The organism is Thermostichus sp. OS-CIW-26, assembly GCF_054058395.1.
In genome coordinates, this window is sequence record NZ_JBSSAG010000006.1 from 1 (window position 1) to 16,180 (window position 16,180).

The 16,180-nt window shown below is 56.2% G+C and carries 13 protein-coding genes; 4 read left to right on the top strand and 9 right to left on the bottom strand.

Annotated elements, in window-relative coordinates; all coding sequences use genetic code 11:
- Positions 1-211 precede the first annotated feature (211 nt).
- The gene (locus tag ACVW0C_RS04120) at positions 212-910 is read left to right on the top strand and encodes a pirin family protein (RefSeq protein ID WP_414341852.1); all 699 of its coding nucleotides are present in this window, start codon (positions 212-214) and stop codon (positions 908-910) included.
- Positions 911-1,110: 200 nt separating this feature from the next.
- On the opposite strand, the gene tsaE is transcribed toward ACVW0C_RS04120, so the two are convergent.
- Both tsaE and lgt read right to left on the bottom strand, forming a co-directional pair.
- Entirely contained in the window at positions 1,111-1,746 is a 636-nt protein-coding gene (tsaE, locus tag ACVW0C_RS04125; protein ID WP_414522892.1) for a tRNA (adenosine(37)-N6)-threonylcarbamoyltransferase complex ATPase subunit type 1 TsaE, read from the bottom strand.
- Positions 1,747-1,749: 3 nt separating this feature from the next.
- Complete coding sequence (lgt, locus tag ACVW0C_RS04130; RefSeq protein ID WP_011433548.1) at positions 1,750-2,574, bottom strand: prolipoprotein diacylglyceryl transferase; 825 nt, start codon at positions 2,572-2,574, stop codon at positions 1,750-1,752.
- 235 nt (positions 2,575-2,809) lie between these two features.
- Here lgt and recA point away from each other — a divergent pair, with 235 nt between their 5' ends.
- Positions 2,810-3,934, top strand: coding sequence for a recombinase RecA (recA, locus tag ACVW0C_RS04135; RefSeq protein ID WP_414351429.1), 1,125 nt, complete (start codon positions 2,810-2,812; stop codon positions 3,932-3,934).
- A gap of 16 nt (positions 3,935-3,950) precedes the next feature.
- On the opposite strand, the gene ACVW0C_RS04140 is transcribed toward recA, so the two are convergent.
- Together ACVW0C_RS04140 and ACVW0C_RS04145 are read right to left on the bottom strand one after the other, a co-directional pair.
- A complete protein-coding gene (locus ACVW0C_RS04140; protein WP_414331991.1) occupies positions 3,951-4,763 on the bottom strand; it encodes a TrmH family RNA methyltransferase in 813 nt (270 codons plus the stop codon).
- Positions 4,764-4,843: 80 nt separating this feature from the next.
- On the bottom strand, positions 4,844-6,217 hold the full coding sequence (locus tag ACVW0C_RS04145; protein ID WP_457384431.1) for a 16S rRNA (cytosine(967)-C(5))-methyltransferase: 1,374 nt from the start codon (positions 6,215-6,217) through the stop codon (positions 4,844-4,846).
- A 70-nt stretch (positions 6,218-6,287) separates the two neighbouring features.
- Here ACVW0C_RS04145 and hisA point away from each other — a divergent pair, with 70 nt between their 5' ends.
- On the top strand, positions 6,288-7,073 hold the full coding sequence (gene hisA / locus ACVW0C_RS04150; protein ID WP_457384432.1) for a 1-(5-phosphoribosyl)-5-[(5-phosphoribosylamino)methylideneamino]imidazole-4-carboxamide isomerase: 786 nt from the start codon (positions 6,288-6,290) through the stop codon (positions 7,071-7,073).
- A 137-nt stretch (positions 7,074-7,210) separates the two neighbouring features.
- The gene (locus ACVW0C_RS04155) at positions 7,211-8,401 is read left to right on the top strand and encodes a M20 metallopeptidase family protein (RefSeq protein ID WP_457384433.1); all 1,191 of its coding nucleotides are present in this window, start codon (positions 7,211-7,213) and stop codon (positions 8,399-8,401) included.
- Positions 8,402-8,414: 13 nt separating this feature from the next.
- On the opposite strand, the gene ACVW0C_RS04160 is transcribed toward ACVW0C_RS04155, so the two are convergent.
- From ACVW0C_RS04160 to ACVW0C_RS04180, 5 genes are all read right to left on the bottom strand, one after another.
- Positions 8,415-8,984 carry a hypothetical protein gene (locus tag ACVW0C_RS04160; protein ID WP_457384434.1) on the bottom strand — a complete coding sequence of 190 codons (570 nt, stop codon included), beginning with the start codon at positions 8,982-8,984 and terminating at the stop codon, positions 8,415-8,417.
- A gap of 124 nt (positions 8,985-9,108) precedes the next feature.
- Positions 9,109-10,815: an ATP-binding protein gene (locus ACVW0C_RS04165; RefSeq protein ID WP_457384435.1), complete on the bottom strand. Its 1,707-nt coding sequence runs from the start codon at positions 10,813-10,815 to the stop codon at positions 9,109-9,111.
- Entirely contained in the window at positions 10,815-11,408 is a 594-nt protein-coding gene (locus ACVW0C_RS04170; RefSeq protein ID WP_414341843.1) for a hypothetical protein, read from the bottom strand. The genes ACVW0C_RS04165 and ACVW0C_RS04170 overlap by 1 nt, the downstream gene beginning before the upstream one ends.
- Complete coding sequence (locus ACVW0C_RS04175; protein ID WP_457384436.1) at positions 11,405-12,598, bottom strand: DNA double-strand break repair nuclease NurA; 1,194 nt, start codon at positions 12,596-12,598, stop codon at positions 11,405-11,407. The genes ACVW0C_RS04170 and ACVW0C_RS04175 overlap by 4 nt, the downstream gene beginning before the upstream one ends.
- Positions 12,588-16,178 (bottom strand): AAA family ATPase, encoded by a 3,591-nt coding sequence (locus tag ACVW0C_RS04180; RefSeq protein WP_457384437.1) that lies wholly within the window; start codon positions 16,176-16,178, stop codon positions 12,588-12,590. Before ACVW0C_RS04180 ends, ACVW0C_RS04175 begins: the two co-directional genes overlap by 11 nt.
- Between the last annotated feature and the right edge of the window lie 2 nt (positions 16,179-16,180).

Here is a 16,180-nt window from a genome sequence, read left to right on the forward strand (position 1 = left end):
GGTTCTGGGGCGCCGGGGCTGGGTGGCCTCATCAGCGCTTTACTACCCTATCCCCACCCCCACCACCCCGTCAAGATATCCAACCCAAAATTTTTGGCAAGTTTTTGGCGAGAATAGCAGGGAAAAGAAGAAATAAAACTGTTTGAATATTGACATTCTGACTGCAGAGTTAATAAGATGGTTGCGAGGGTCAGGTTTTGGAGAAACTGTGATGCTGACTTTGCGCAAGCGGGAAGAGAGGGGTCATGTCAAGCTCAGTTGGCTTGATACTTACCACTCATTTTCTTTTGGAGAGTACTACGACCCTCGCTACATGGGCTTCCGGGCTTTGCGGGTGATTAACGATGACCGAATCAGCCCGAGTGCTGGCTTTCCGACCCATGGGCACCGGGACATGGAGATCGTTACCTATGTTTTGGAAGGGATCCTTGAGCATAAAGACAGCTTGGGCACGGGATCTGTGATTCGTCCTGGTGAAATTCAACGGATGACGGCAGGCACAGGGATCTGGCACAGCGAGTACAACCACTCGGCAGACGAGGAGGTTCATCTGCTGCAAATTTGGATTTTGCCGGAGCAGGAAAACCTGGAGCCCAGCTATGAACAAAAAGCGACGGGTTTGACAGAGCATCCCAATGAGTTTTGTTTAGTTGCCTCTCGAGATGGGCGCCAGGGATCCGTGATTGTGCATCAGGATGTGAATCTCTATGCGGGGTTGATTGAGCCGGGACGCACCATTCACCGACACTTGGATGAGAAGCGCTACGGATGGCTGCAGATAGCTCGGGGCGATGTGACCCTGGATGGCTTGTTTTTGCGAGAAGGAGATGGCGTGGCTATTGCTAGGGAAAGCGAGCTCAACCTTTTCAGTGAAGAAGGGGCTGAGGTGCTGCTGTTTGATTTGGCCTGAGGATGACTTTTGGCTGAATTCTGGCTGTTTGCCTTGAGCTTATAGTCGTTTTAGGCTGGGGTGAAGCGACTGAACTGCTGAGAAGAGCCTTCTGGCTCCGTACATTCAACGTTTTAGGCGCGGGTGCAGTGTCCTAGTTGGAATCGAAATAACCATAAGTCTTTTGGGATCTCAACTTTTTCTTCTGCTTTCAAGTACTTTCAGGAGGAGAAGTGGATCCCTTCTTCGAGGTTTTGCTGAGTGAATTGAGAAAGAACTTGCTGCCAAAGGTGGCCAGTCTGGGATCCCTTTCCCTTGACGTGTAGAAGGCGGGCTCCTTCCTGCTGGGGATGGGGCTGTAGGCGCAGCCAGAGGTAGGTCGCAGGCAGATGGCGGAGGTACTGGGGCCACTCAATAGCGGTGATCCCACCTTGGCTCCAAAGTTCTTCTAGCCCTAGGTCTTCTAGGAGTGTGGATTCTTTCCCACCGGCGCGAGCGGCAGAAGAGGTCTCTAGGCGGTAGAGATCGCAATGGAAAAGAGGGATCCGTCCGGTGTGGTATTCCTGCACCAGCACGAAGGTGGGGCTGTCGATGGGTTCAGGGATCCCCAAGCCCTGCCCTAGTCCCTGCACAAAGGTGGTTTTGCCGCTGCCCAGATTACCTTCGAGAAGAATGACCAAGCCGGAAGTGGAGCCGAGGCTGCGGCTGGGAGGGGGAGATTTTTGTTGACCTAAAGGGGCGAGGAAGCCAAGGGCGGCTTGAGCTACGAGGGCCCCTAGTGATTGGGTAGCAGCGGCGGATGGCAGCAGCAGAGGGGAGGCTTGCTGCCAGGGCTCTTCATTCTGTTCGCTGGCCATGGCTTACAACTCCTTTGGGGCGGGGATCCCAGGCGAGGAAGTTGCCTCGTTTGGGTGAACAGAAACGCGTTTGGGAGCTGTCAAGATTGCGGCCAGGCCTGCTCCAATGAGCAACAGGCTCACCCCCTGCGCCACCCGCAGGGATCCCAGCATGAGGCTATCGGTGCGCAGGCCTTCGATCCAGAAGCGCCCCAGGCTGTACCCCACCAGGTAGAGGCCCAAGAGGGTGCCGGGGGGAAGCTGGCGCCGGTAGCTTAAAAAGAGCAGGAGCCCGAAGAGACCAAAGTTCCAGAGGGATTCGTACAAAAAAGTGGGATGGACGCGCGATCCATCAGGCAGCTGCAGTTGTACCCACAGAGGGCTATCCGGAGGCAACACCTTTCCGTAGGCTTCGTTGTTGAAGAAGTTGCCCCAACGTCCGATCCCCTGACCAAGGCTGAGGGAGGGAACAAGGCAATCGGCTAGCAACCAAAAACTCAGTCGGTGCCGCCGGGCGAACAGGTAAAGCGCCGCACTGCCGCCGATCAAGGCACCGTGAATGGCAATGCCCCCCTGCCAGAGGGCCAAGACCTGCCACCAAGGGCCATCTCGATAGCGTTCCCACTCAAAGGCCACATAGTACAGGCGAGCAAGGGGCAGGGATCCAACCACCAACCACACCAGCAGATCAGGCATGGAACTGGGGGGAAGGCCACGCCGAGCTGCCAGATGGCGAGCCAGGAGCAAGCCCAACACCATTGCCAGGCCGATCAATAAGCCATACCAGCGCAGGCTGAGCGGCCCCCAACTAAACACAACCGGGCCGGGGGATTGTAAGACCAAAGTCATGACCGTGGGGACATTCCTGAGCAGATCCCTTTAGCCCACTCTACCCGCTCTGCAAGGCTATGCAGAAGACCTGCCCTCACCCCCAGCCCCTCTCCCAGAGGGAGAGGGGAGTTAGGAACCGAGGCAAGGTACGAGCTGACTGCAGTTGGAGGGAGAGGGATCCGCTCAGAGCAAGGCGACAATGTTAGAATGCAGGCTCGATTTTCCACCACGACTCCTGGGGGGGATGCGGGTTATGGCCCGGAAAGCCGCTGCTGTGAACACTGCTGATGACTCGGACAAATTGAAGTCAGAAAAACGCAAAGCCCTGGAGCAGGTGTTAAGCCAGATCGAGCGGAATTTCGGCAAAGGGGCAATCATGCGCCTGGGAGATGCCACCCAGATGCGGGTGGAGACCATACCCAGTGGGGCCATCACCCTCGACTTGGCCTTGGGCGGAGGTTACCCAAAAGGGCGGATTATCGAAGTCTTTGGGCCGGAATCTTCTGGGAAAACTTCAATTGCCCTACATGCCATCGCCGAAGTGCAAAAACAAGGGGGAACGGCAGCTTTTGTGGATGCGGAACATGCGCTGGATCCCACTTACGCAGCAGCTTTGGGGGTTGATATTCAAAACCTGTTGATCTCCCAGCCGGACACGGGGGAGGCCGCCCTGGAGATTGTCGATCAGTTGGTGCGCTCGGCAGCTGTGGATATCGTGGTGGTGGACTCGGTAGCAGCGTTGGTGCCCCGGGCTGAGATCGAAGGGGATATGGGAGATGCCCATGTGGGATTGCAGGCGCGCCTGATGAGCCAAGCGCTGCGCAAGATTGCCGGAAATGTCAGCAAAACCGGATCCATCGTTCTTTTCTTAAACCAATTGCGCTCCAAAATTGGCGGCATAGGCTATGGCCCCCAGGAGACCACCACCGGCGGCAATGCCCTTAAGTTTTATGCGTCGGTGCGGCTAGATATTCGCCGCGTTCAAACCCTGAAAAAAGGTGCGGAAGAATACGGGATCCGAGCGCGGGTCAAGGTGGTGAAAAACAAAGTTGCCCCCCCTTTCCGGCGGGCAGAATTTGACATCATTTTCGGCCAAGGGATCTCCAACATCGGCTGCATCATCGATCTGGCAGATGAGATGGGCATTCTCAAGCGGCGCGGCTCTTGGTACAGCTACAAGGAGGAAAATGTTGCCCAAGGAAGGGACAATCTGGTTGTCTACTTGAAGGAAAACCCAGAGCTCCTAGCGGAGGTGGAAGCGGCTGTGCGGGAGAAACTTTCTGCGGGGGTGACGGTTTCCGCCAGCCGGCCGGCAGCGATGGAGGAGGGAGAGCAGGAAGAGAATGAGGATGCGGTCTTTGTAGAGGAAGAGTTTTGAGGGAGCAGCTAGCTGTTCAGGGAGCGCTTCCTGAGCGAGATCGCCGCTGGCGCAGGGCCTCGTAGAGCAACAACCCCCCCGTCATAGCGACGTTCAGAGATTCGACACCCTCGGCCATCGGGATCCGCACCTGGGCATCGGCCTGTTGGATAGTCGCTTCCCTCAGGCCAGCCCCTTCGTTGCCCAGGAGAAAAAGGGTAGGGCGGGTGAGATCTTGATCCCAGTAGCAGTTTGCTGTGGGGGAGAGGGTAGCAGCCAAGACTTGGATCCCGTGGCAACGGCAGCTCTGGATCCAGGCGGCTAGGTCGGGCACGACTTGGGGCGGACGGCGAAACCACTGGCCGGCAGAGGCCCGCAAGACTTTGGGGTTTTCCGGATCCACGCTGTCTGCGCTGAGCCAAAGGCCGTCGGCTCCTGCGGCGGCCACGACTCGGATTAGGGATCCCAAATTGCCCGGATCTTGCAGCGTTTCCACCACAAGGCCCAAACGTAACTTGGACAGGGGGGGAGAGGAAATCTGCCAACTGACGGCCACGGCCACAGCTCCTTCGGGAGACTCGGTGGTACAGAGCGCTGCCATGACTTCTGAGCTGACGGCCTGCCGCCGTAGACTCTTGGGCAGATTGGCCAGCAATTGTGGGTAACGCTCAGCCCACTCAAGCGTGTAGCAGAGAGCCTGCAGGGGCCAGCCAACTCGCAGGGCTTCTTCGATGAGGTGGGATCCCTCCACCAAAAAGGCGCCCTGTTCCCGCCGGCCTTTGCTGCGGTGCAACTGCCGCAACTTGCGGATCCAGGGGTTTTTCGGACTGGTCAGCAGCTCAGAAGCCATGTGGCAATGGTTAAGGTACTCCCCAAGTCTTCGGCGTTGCTGCCCTCACCCCCAGCCCCTCTCCCAGAGGGAGAGGGGAGTTAGTAACCGGAGCGGCGCAGCCGTTGGATAAAAAATCCATCCCGATCCTGCCGGTGGGGCCAGATGAGCAGGGGATCCCCTTCAGCAGCCCAATTGGGGTGGCTGTCGAGAAAGGCTTGAATGATCTCCTCGTTTTCGGCAGGGTGCAGCGTGCAGGTAGCGTACACCAACACCCCGCCCGGCTTAAGCCAACGGGCTGCCACCTGCAGAAGCTGAGCTTGCAGGTGGGCCAATTCAGGGATCCGCTCTGGAGTCTGCCGCCAGCGAGCGTCAGCATGGCGGTGCAAGGTGCCTAGGCCGGAGCAGGGGGCATCCAGCAGTACGCGGTCAGCACTCTGCCAGGGGGGCAAGGGGGCAGGGGGTAAGGACTCCGTCCCGCTGACGCGATCGGCAGCAGCGCTCAGGGATAACAGGTCGATGGCCAGGGAACGAATCGAGCTCAAGCCCAGGCGCTGCCTATTTTCCTCCAGGCGCCGCAGACGGTGGGGGTGGCGATCCAAAGCCCAGATTTCCCCCCGATCCTGCATGTGTTGGGCTATTTGGGTGGTCTTGCCGCCCGGAGCAGCGCAGCAGTCGATCACCCGCTCCCCTGGCTGGGGATCCAGGCAATGCACCACCTGCTGGGCACTGGCATCTTGAACGCTCCACCAACCCTGGGCAAAGCCGGGCAGGGCCGTGATGTCGCCAGCATGATCCTGAAGTCGCAAGGCACCCGGCACCTCGGAGATGGGGAGGGCAGGGATCCCGGCTGCTGCCAAGGCTTGAATGACTTTATTCACATCTGCCCGCAGTGGGTTGACCCGCAAATCCAGGTGGGGTGGCTGATTAAACCAAGCACACAACTGCTCCGTTTCCACCGGCCCCAGGCGCTCCCACCATAGGCTCACCAACCAGTCGGGAAAGCTGTGCCGGATCCCCAAAGCCTGAATTGGGTCGGCTGGCAGAGTGTCCTCGAGGGGCTTGAGGGGATCCTTCTCTGGCTGATCCAACACTTGCCGCTGGTAGGCGCGCAAGATGCCGTTCACCACCCCTGTCAGGGATCCCAGCCCCATCTGGCGGGCCAATTCCACGCTGGTGTGGATGGCAGCGCTGGGGGGGATGTGATCCAAAAAAGCCAGCTGGTAGAGGCCAAGGTGCAGAATGAGCCGCAAATCGGGCGGTTGCTTGTGGGCAGGACGTTGGGCAAAGCAGTCGATTAGGGCGTCGAGGGTGCGACGACGGCGGGTAACGCCGTACACCAGCTCGCTGACCAGGCGGCAGTCGGCAGGGATCAGGTGGCTGTGGGCCAACAGGTGCTCTAGCACCACGTCAGCATAGGCGTTTTGCCGCTCGATCTTCTGCAAGGCCAAGAGGGCCAGTTGACGTGCGTTCATGGTCGCCCCAAAAGGTTTTCCCATTCTCCCCCCTGGGCGATACTGGAGAAGCCCCTAAGGGATCCCAATCATGCCTTACACCAGCGCCTTCTTAGAGGTGATCCCCGCCATCGACCTTCTCCAGGGCCACGCCGTGCGCCTCTACCAGGGGGATTATGCTCAGGCGGAACAGGTGGCCGATGACCCCATCCAGCAGGCCGAAGCTTGGGCGGCACAGGGTGCCCCTCGCCTGCATGTGGTCGATCTGGACGGAGCCAAAAGCGGGGATCCAGTCAACCTGCCCATCATTGAGCGCATTGTCCGCAGCCTGGCCATCCCGGTGCAGGTGGGGGGTGGGATCCGATCCCTGGAACGGGCGCGGCAGTTGCTGGAGCTGGGGGTGGATCGGGTGATCGTTGGCACCCTAGCCGTAGAGGATCCCGACACCCTGGAGGCGATGACCCAAGCCTTCCCCGGTCGGGTTTGGGTGGGGATCGACGCTCGGCAAGGGCAGGTGGCCACCCGCGGCTGGCTGAGCACCACTCCCCTGCGGGCCACCGAATTGGTGCAACGGGTGGGGGAACAGGGCGTCGCCGGCATCATCTACACCGACATTGGCCGGGATGGCACCCTGGCCGGCCCCAACCTACAACAGTTGCAGGAGATCCTCGCCATCTCCCGCCTGCCTGTGATTGCTTCGGGGGGAATCGGATCGCTAACGGATTTGCTGGCTTTGTTGAGCTTGCCCGGTTTGACGGGGGCCATTTTGGGTAAAGCCCTCTACTCAGGGGCGATCTCCTTGCAAGAGGCTTTGCGAGCTGTGGGGCCGGGCCGCTGGCAAGATCTACCGCCGGAAACCGGATCCCTGTGGGCCTAGATGTCCACCTCGACGCCGAGCGGAAAGCAGCCTCAGCAATGCCATACTGGGCAAAATCGACAGGCAACTGCATGCAACCAACACTGGCCATCGGTGAAGGTTTTCCAAGACATTTTTGTTTTTTTGTTTTTCAGGTCATGTCCTTTCCCGCACTTCGCCCTGCTGTTCGAGCTTTACAACCCGAGTTGGTGACCTGGCGCCGCCACATCCACAAGTATCCCGAGCTGGGCTTCCAGGAGAAGCAAACCGCCGCCTACATCAGCCAGCGCCTGAAAAGTTGGGGGATCCCGCACCAGACCGGCATTGCCCACACCGGCATCGTGGCCACCATTGAGGGAGAGCAGCCGGGGCCGGTTTTGGCGCTGCGGGCCGATATGGATGCCCTGCCCATTCATGAGGCCAATGAAGTCGAGTACCGCTCCGCCATCCCCAACGTCATGCACGCCTGTGGCCACGACGGCCACACGGCCATTGCTATGGGCACCGCCAAGCTGCTGCAACAGCACCGTCAACACCTCAAGGGCACGGTCAAGGTCATTTTTCAACCTGCCGAAGAAGGCCCCGGCGGAGCCAAGCCCATGCTGGAGGCGGGGGTTCTGAAAAACCCGGATGTGGAAGCCATCCTCGGCCTACACCTGTGGAATAATCGCCCTCTGGGCACTATTGGCGTGAAAAGTGGCCCCTCGATGGCCTTTGCCGACCGCTTTCAGATTCAGGTGATCGGGCGAGGCGGACATGCTGCCCTTCCCCAACAAACAGTGGATGCCATTGTGGTGGGATCCCACATTGTCAATGCTTTGCAGACCATTGTCTCCCGCAATGTGGATCCGATGCTGCCGGCGGTGGTGACGGTGGGCCGTTTCCGGGCCGGCGATGCCTTCAACGTTATCGCCCCAAGCGCAGAAATTTGGGGTACTGTGCGCAGTTTTCACCCTGAAGTGGCCGATTTGATCCCAAAGCGCATGGAAGAAATCGTTGCCGGCATTTGCCAAGCCTACGGAGCCACCTATGAGTTTCGATTCGAGCGGGGCTATCCGGCGGTTCAAAACGATCCTGCTATGGCAGCTCTGGTGGAACAGTCTGCCCGCGAGGTGTTTGGCCCAGAGGCGAGGATCATCCCAGAGATGACCATGGGCGGAGAGGATGTCTCGTTTTTCCTGAATGAGGTGCCTGGCTGCTACTTTTTCCTGGGATCCGCCAACCCCGAAAGGGGCCTGAACTACCCTCACCACCACCCCCGCTTCGACTTCGATGAGGCTGCCCTTGGCATTGGGGTAGAGCTGTTCCTGCGCTGCATTGAGAACTACACCGGGCAAGCCTTGAGTTAGCGGGAAACCTCGGCTAGGGCCTGAGCAAGTCAGCGGATCCGCTGCCGGGAAGCAGCAAGGGCTTCATAGGTTCTGGGGTGGGACGGGTAGGGGCAGGATCCCCGTCGGTGGGAATGTAGAGGGGCGTTGGGTTGGGATCCCCACCGAAGGCCAGCACAAGGGCTTCCAGCAGGGCCTGTCGCTGTTGCCGGTTCAGGGATTGTACAACGGCTTTGTCTTGGGCGTAGGGGTTGACCGTGAGGCGGTCGGCACCGGGATACCGTTGGGCGATGATTGGCTCATTGGCATCAAAATAGTCCGCCAGCGTCAGTTGCCAGTCAAAGCGGTCGGTGGGGGAGCGACCAGCCACCTGCAGGTGATAGATCATCATTCGCCGCACCAAAGTATCCTCTTCGGGTGCGGGGCCGCCGTCATTGGGGTTAATGGGGGTGTAGACGTTTTCCAGCGGCAGATCCGGCAATGCCTCGTACACCCGCCGCGCCGCTTCGGGGATCAGCCGCAACTGAGCATAGGCAGGCCCGGATCCCAGTAGAACTGCAACGGCAATGCCCAGCAAACCTGGCAAAAGGGCTTGTTTCCTCATCCTGCTCGCCCCAAAACTTGTTTCTGTGAAATGAATTGTATTGCAATCAAGCAGTGGTTTCGGATTGTAGATTTGGCAGATTCAGCGATTGAGATCAGGCCACAGTTGGAGTTTTGGGCCATTGCTAATCAATGCTGAGTCCATCCACCACCTGAGGTTGAGGACGCGGTTTGAGAGGGGCCGACTGGGCCAAGCGATCCCGCTGGTGGTGTTCTTGAGAATGCCTTTGCCAGAGGCCAAGAATATCCAACGTTTCGCCGCCATGCTGCGTGTAGCGCTGCCGCACTTTACATAACACGGGGGTATTGACGCACACACCGGAGACGATCACCTGACCTTTGCTCAAGGCGGGCAATTCCTGCAACAGATCCCGTCCGGCAGCCTCGACACTGTGGCGCAAATTTTCCTGATCGGCAGGGTTGACAATTCGCATCAAAAATTGGCTCATGCATTGAGACAGAATATCCGAGTCCAACTTGCCAGGGCGTTGCGTGATCAGCCCTACCCCCAGTCCAAACTTGCGTCCTTCGCTGAGAATGGTGCGCAGCACCTGTTTGCAACGGGAAGGCTCGTGGGCAGGGGCAAACCGATGGGCCTCTTCCAGCAGAATAAAGACGGGATAGGGCAAGTAATTTTCGTCCCCTGCCTGGATCTTGCCTTTGTGGGTATTGATGCGAGCATAGTTGGCCTGGCGCAAGATGGCAGCGGCGATCACCTGCTGTTCTTCCTGGCTGATCTCGTGCATTTGTAGAATGGTCACCTGCCCCGGCTCAAACAAGTCTTTGGGGGCCAGATGTTCTACATTGCTGAAATAAGGAGAGCGGTCGATCTGTTCTAATTTCCACTCCAAGGCGGCGGCTGAGGATCCCTGGGATCCATCTTCTGCAGAATCGGCTTCATTTACGGCATCGATTAAGTCCTGAATCGTCCAGCGGATCGGGTTAAATTGAGTTGTTTTGCGAAAGGCTTTCTCCAGAAAAGATTTCTGTCGGTCAGTGGTCTCTGGCAGCAGGGTCAGAATATCAAAGAAGTTAAGAGAAGATACACGAATCTTAATTTCCTGCGGTGAAAGAACCTTGACTTTAGGACGGTAGCCGTCTTCCCCAAAAAACTTGGGGTGGGACTGCATTTCTGCCAGCGTGTGGTATTCCCCGTGGGGATCGAAAATGAGGACGGCAGCTCGGTTTTTGGGCAAAAGCAGCTCTTCAATCAAAACCCCTGCTGTATAAGATTTGCCGGATCCTGTCCCCGCCAAAATGGCCAGATGGGTGCTGACCATTTCCTTGACGTCCAGTACTACGGGCACTGCTCCCTCATCGCGCAACAACAGGCTGCCCAGGTGAGCGCCCCCAATGGCTGTTTCATCTCGCTTGTTCAAAATCGATTTCAGCAGACGATTAGAGGCCAGAAAAACCTTGGCACCGGGATCCGGAGCGCGGCGGGGGTTAATAAAGCCCATCTTCTGATTGAAATAGCCGATGACCTCGACGGTAACCGCATAGATTTCCGGATTGGGATGGGTGAAGCCCACCAGAGCCACAATGGTGCTGGGATCGATTTCGGTATCGGCAAAGATGCGATCGGGGATGTGATCCAGGAGCTGAACTTGGCTAATTTTACCCAAGATTTGCAGCGTTTGCGATTGGGGATCCTGGACTTCGTAGTAGACGAAATCGCCCACCTTTACCGCTTGGGTATTGGAAGTGATGAAAACATATTGGTTAGAGGTTTCTCCAGGCCCTTTGACGGTGCCAATTACCTCTGGAGAGTCCTCAGTTGGAGAGAGGTTGGCTTCTGGGTAGTGGCCATTATCGGTGATTTTTTGGGGCATTAGCGCATCGCTCCTACAGTCATTTTCCAGGCCAATTCTTTGCTTAAGATTTGCAGAGCTCGCCGTTGAGCTGGATCGGCAAACATCGGCGTAATGTCGTTCAAGACTTGGTAGATCAAATGATTGGCAAAGTTGCCGCCGCTACTCAGCAGCAAACCATAGTAGGAAAATTGGGTTTGACCTTGGGGATCCTGGTGAAAGCGCAGGATCTCTTCCCGGCTCATGCGAAAAACCGGCGTGTTTACAGGCACCACCACGCGTGGGATCCCTTGCCGGCCACAGCGGCGCTCTTCATCCAAGGCCCCGATTAAGACCACCGAGAGTAGCGTGCGCACCTCATTCTGCAGATCGGGGGAAAAATAGGGATCCGGCTGGCTGGAAAGGCGCGGCCCAGAATTGAGGAACATCGGATTCAGGAGTTGGGTATTGTAAACCAGACCTACAGCCCAGTGTCGCCGGTCGCTTTCTAGCTTGACAAAGCTGCCGAAGCCATAGTCATCAGGAGTCGGCGGATTTTTGACTTCTAAAGCATCGTCCACCTGCACCACATAATCACAGTGATTGTTGGAGCGAACTACCTTTCCCAATCTCATCGAACTCGTCTCCGCTGTAATTTACTTACTGTTTTCCGGGATAGCCTTAGGTTCAGCTTTTCGCGAGCGGCCCAATCTTGCATGAGACGCAAGAAAAGGTTGCGATCCTCATTGCGGATAACGGCTATTTGATCGGCTGTCTCCAGCACATAAGGATAACCTCGCCCAATCACCACCTCACAGCGAACCAGATCCACCAACCAGTCCAACAGTCCTGCCTCATAAACCCAAACGGGTATTTCCAAGCGGGCCGGAAAGTTGTCATTGGTGCGCAGGTAAACAAACCCCACTCGCTCCCGCATTTCTTGGTAGGAGTTGAGGATCCCATCTTGGGGGTTGAGGCTGCCGCCGCGGGCACAGATGAAAAAAGGTGTGCGATCCCCCCACTCCAACCAGGGACTAAGCAGTTGCGCATCGTGAAGCTGTGGAGCTTCGGGTAGGTCAAAACAATGCTTGAGCAACGTCACCAGATCGGAAGTGTAGGTGGTGTCTATGTAAGCCACGATAGGGATCCGGCTTTGCTCGCTGGCCCGCAAAAGCTGGAGCAAACACTGCACATAAAAGTCTTGGCTTTCTGGCTCAAAGACTTCGGCAAAAGTAGCCACCAGCGCCCCGTCCAAAAAGGCCAATTTTCGGGATCCCGGTTGAGATTTTTGAATGTATTCTACAAGTCTCTCGATTTCCATTTGAAAGCGGCGCATGTTAACCATTCGCTCTTTCGGTTCGCCGCTGCTGTCGGATCCCAGGTCCCTTGGAGTCAATACATCCACTTGAATGTCTTTTTCGTACAAGCCTGTTGCACAATGATGGTTTTCATACCAGCCAATTTGCACCAGCGCCACCGGTATTGACAGATCTTTGCTGGGATAAATCTGGGATCCATCCACGGCAAAGGTGGGAATATTTTCAATGACCGACTTCGCCCAATCGCGGCTTTCTTCGTAATTGGCCCATTCCTGCTCAAAAGGGATCTTCCAATTGGAGTAGCGATCCCACTCTGCAGTAGGTAAAGCGCCTGGGAAAGGGAATGGAGCTATTTTTTCGGCAATCTCTAGGCTTGACCACTGGCACAAGCTTTCCATGGCCTGCTTATAGTATTCTCTGCGCTCCGACAGCCTTTGATCAAAAGTGGCAAAGGCCTCCCGCTTCTGCTGCAGCACCGCCAGGATCCGGTCGGCTCTAAACACCATAGGCGGGATCCCTCCTCACCCAACTGGAGTGCCTTTCCACCCGAATAACATTTTCTGTCATTTGCTCAAAGGTATCGTCGTGGCTGATGACAAACAGCTGCTCAAAAGATCGCAGGTTGGTAATAGCCTCTGCCAGCCGCTGTCGCCGTTGGGTATCCATATTGGTGGTGGGCTCATCGAAAAAGGCAATATTTAGTTGTCCCAACACCTTGAGTAAAGCCAAGCGCACTGCCAAGGCCGCCGACATTTGCTCTCCCCCGGAAAGGCTGGCAAACCGTCGTTTGAGGCTGCCGGCTTCTTGAACGCGGATCTCATAATCGGCTTCCCAGGTCAGGGTGACGTTGGGACGGTTGAGAATTTCTCGGAAGAGGTGATCGGCGGTATGGTTGATCTGCTGCAGGTAGTATTGGGTAATTTGAGGGCCGGCTTTTCTATAGGTCTCTCGGCTAAACTTGATAAAGCGGTGCAGGCGTTCTCTCTCAGTTTTTTCGGCCTCGACTTGCTTTAAGCTGGCCTTGGCCTGTTCCAATTGCCGCAACTTTTCCTCAATTTTGCTCAGTTGAGGAGCTAGGCTCTCCAGGCGGGCTTGGGCTTCGGCTTTTTGAATTTCGGTGGCCTGCAAAAGGGATCGAAGGCGCTCATGCTCCTGCGGTCGATACAGAGCAGCCAAGGGATCCCGTGCTGCGCGAAGTTGGGAGAGTTGAGCTTGCAGTTGCTGCCGTTGGGCGTTCAGCTCGGCCAGCTCTTGTTCCCGTTGGGGAAGCAATTGGGCAATGGGTTCTGCCTGCAGATAGCGCTCGTGATCTAAACGGTATCGTTCGCGTTCTTCTTGCAGGGATCCCAGCTCTCGATCCAGATGCTCCGTTTGGGATAGGGCCTCGTCAATAGGGCTGAGTGCTGCTTCCAAATCCCGAAGCTGCTGCAGGCAGTCGGCCTGCATTTGTAAATATTGCTTTTCCTGTTTTAACTCTGCTTTGAGCCGTTCGGCTTGACTTCTGGGATCCCCCAGAGCCTTCAACGTTTCGGCGGCTTTTTCAATTTGGGCTTGCAGATGATCCCTTGAGCCTTGAGCCTTTTCCCATTCGCCAATTTGGGCCTGTTTCTCTTGCCCAGCTTTTTGGAGTTGCTCCAGCGTCGATTGGGCAGTTTTGAGTTCATCTTTTCGTTGTGGCAAGCTTTGGGCAAGAGCCTGCAGGCGGATAACCGTTTCATAGCTGCTGCGATGGCTTCTTTGCTCTTCCCGCAAATTGGCAATTCTGTCCTCCAGATCCCGCAAGGGCTCAAGCTGTCGTTCTAGATTTTGGATCTGGTGTTGGAGTTGGCGAATCTGTTCTGTGAGCTGCTGATATTCTTGCTCCACTCTGGGCTTGCCATTCAGCTCTTTTTGCAGGCGTTGGATCTGTCCCCTGGGATCCCCCAGTTCTTGCAGCGCCTGGCCAATTTCCTGTTGTTGCCGAAGGAAGGTGGGCTCAGCCTCAAGATCCCAGTGAAGGTCATCAATTCTGCTTTGTCGTTCGGCTTGCAACTGCAGCAGTTGCTGAATTTGGACTTGTAAATCGGGTATTTGTGCGGTTAGGCCGAGCAAGGGTTGCAAAGTCCTGAGTTGTTTTTGGATGCTGGACAACTGCTGACGAAGTTGGGGCTCGGAAGTTTGGGGAGCCAGATCCTGCAAAATCTGATGGATGGACTGGAGCAACTGTTGGCTGAGTGCTGAAGATCGAGTGAGTACCTCTGGGATCCGCTGCCACAGAGATTGAAGTTGGGGATAGTTGTGTCGCTGCGCTTCCAATTCGTCCAGAAGTTGCCGGATGCTGTGATGGTGTTGAGCCAATTGATCCGAGCCCTGCTCAAAAAGGGCTTGTAGCTCCTGTTGAAATTGACGAGCTGCGGCAATGCGGCTGAGCTGAGTTTGCAATCGCTCCTGTTGAGTTTCGAGCGCAGGAATGGCGGCTACCCGCTCCAAATCCGCCTGCCGTTGTCTCAGTTGGAGCTGCAGTTGTTGCAGTTGGACTTGGCCTTGTTCCTGCTCCGTTTCCCGTTGTTTGAGCTCAAGACGCAGGGCCTGAAAGGAAGCTAACTTCTGGCCCAGTTGGGAGTGGCGCTGCTCTAAGAAAGCCTGCTGTTCACACAGGGGTTGCAGCTCAAGTTTTTCCGCCTCCATTTTTTGAAAGATCTGGAGCTGTTGCTGATATTCGGATCCCTGTAGCTCCAATCGATGCAGTTGATGTTGCAAAGTTTCCCGTTGAGCCAGTAAAGTTTGTCGGGTTCGCCGCAGCGCTTCCTGCTCTGCAATGAGGGTTTCCAACTGCAAATAACGGTTGTAGGTCAATTGATGCTGCCGACATATGGCCTGGGCCTGTTCAGCTTCTTGCACTCGGCTTTGTAGCAGTTGACAGCGTTCGGCGTGGGCTGTCCATTCTGCCTGGATCTGTTCCCATTCGCGGTGCAGGTGTAGCAACGTGTTGAGCTGTTGAGTCCAATAGGTCTGCTGACGCTCTAGCTCCTCTTGGGCCTGAATTTGCGGGGTTAGCTCCTCTAGCTCCTGCTTCCAGCGCTGCTGTTGGCTTAACTTTTCTTGAAGTCTTGCCAATTGGTTTTCGATATGCTGCTTTTGCGAGAGCAAAGCATCCCGCTGTTTCAGCCACTCCAAGCGTTGCTGTTGCTGTTTTTCCAGCTCCCGCAAGCGAGCTTCTGTGGCCAAAAAATGCTGAGATCCCTCCCAGTATTGCTGTTGCTGCGCTTGAGCTTGCCTGGCCTCTGCCCATAACTTTTCTGCCTGCTCGAGAGATACCTGAAGCAGGGATCCCTTTTGCTCCAGTTGGGCAATCTGGTGATCTAAAGTTTGGATTTGCTCAAGCCATTTCTCCAGTCGCTCGATCTCAAGCTTAACCTGATCCAGAGTGTGGATCGATTGACTCAAGCGCTCTTGCCAATAACTCAGTTCTTGTTGGATTTTCTGCCGCTCCGCTTGCAGCGGATCCCACTCCTGTAGCTGTTGGCGGAGCAATTCAATTTGATGATTAATGGCCTGAATCTGCGCCTCGCTGTATTTTTCGACCGCCAACAGGTCTTTGGCTACCTGCTGGTACTCTTCCACCTTTAAGATGCGATCGAAAACTTCTTTGCGATCTCGACCGGTTTTGAGAAAGTCTGCCGTGAAAGTCCCTTGGGGCACCCCAATCGTTGTGGCAAAGAGCCGCGCCAGGTCGGTACCGGCAGGTACGCCCAAATGTTGCCTCAGCCACGGCAGCACATCGGACTTGCGCTCATACTCTAGGCGCTGCTTCAGCTGGGGATCAAAGAGACGATATCCCTGCGTGACGCTGCGGCGAACATCGTAGGTGCGCTGATCCCATTGGGAGATAAATTGCACAGTCACCACTGCGTCGTTGGCCCCGGAGCGAATGATTTCTTCTTGGCTGTAGGGGCAGTAGTCGAACAAAACCCAGGCAATGGCTTCCAAAATGCTGGTCTTGCCCGCTCCGTTTTCTCCGCAAATGGCGTTAATACCTGGCTCAAACGTGAAGACGGCATCCTCATGAGATTTGAAGTTTTGTAAAGCGAGAGAGAGGATCCGCATAA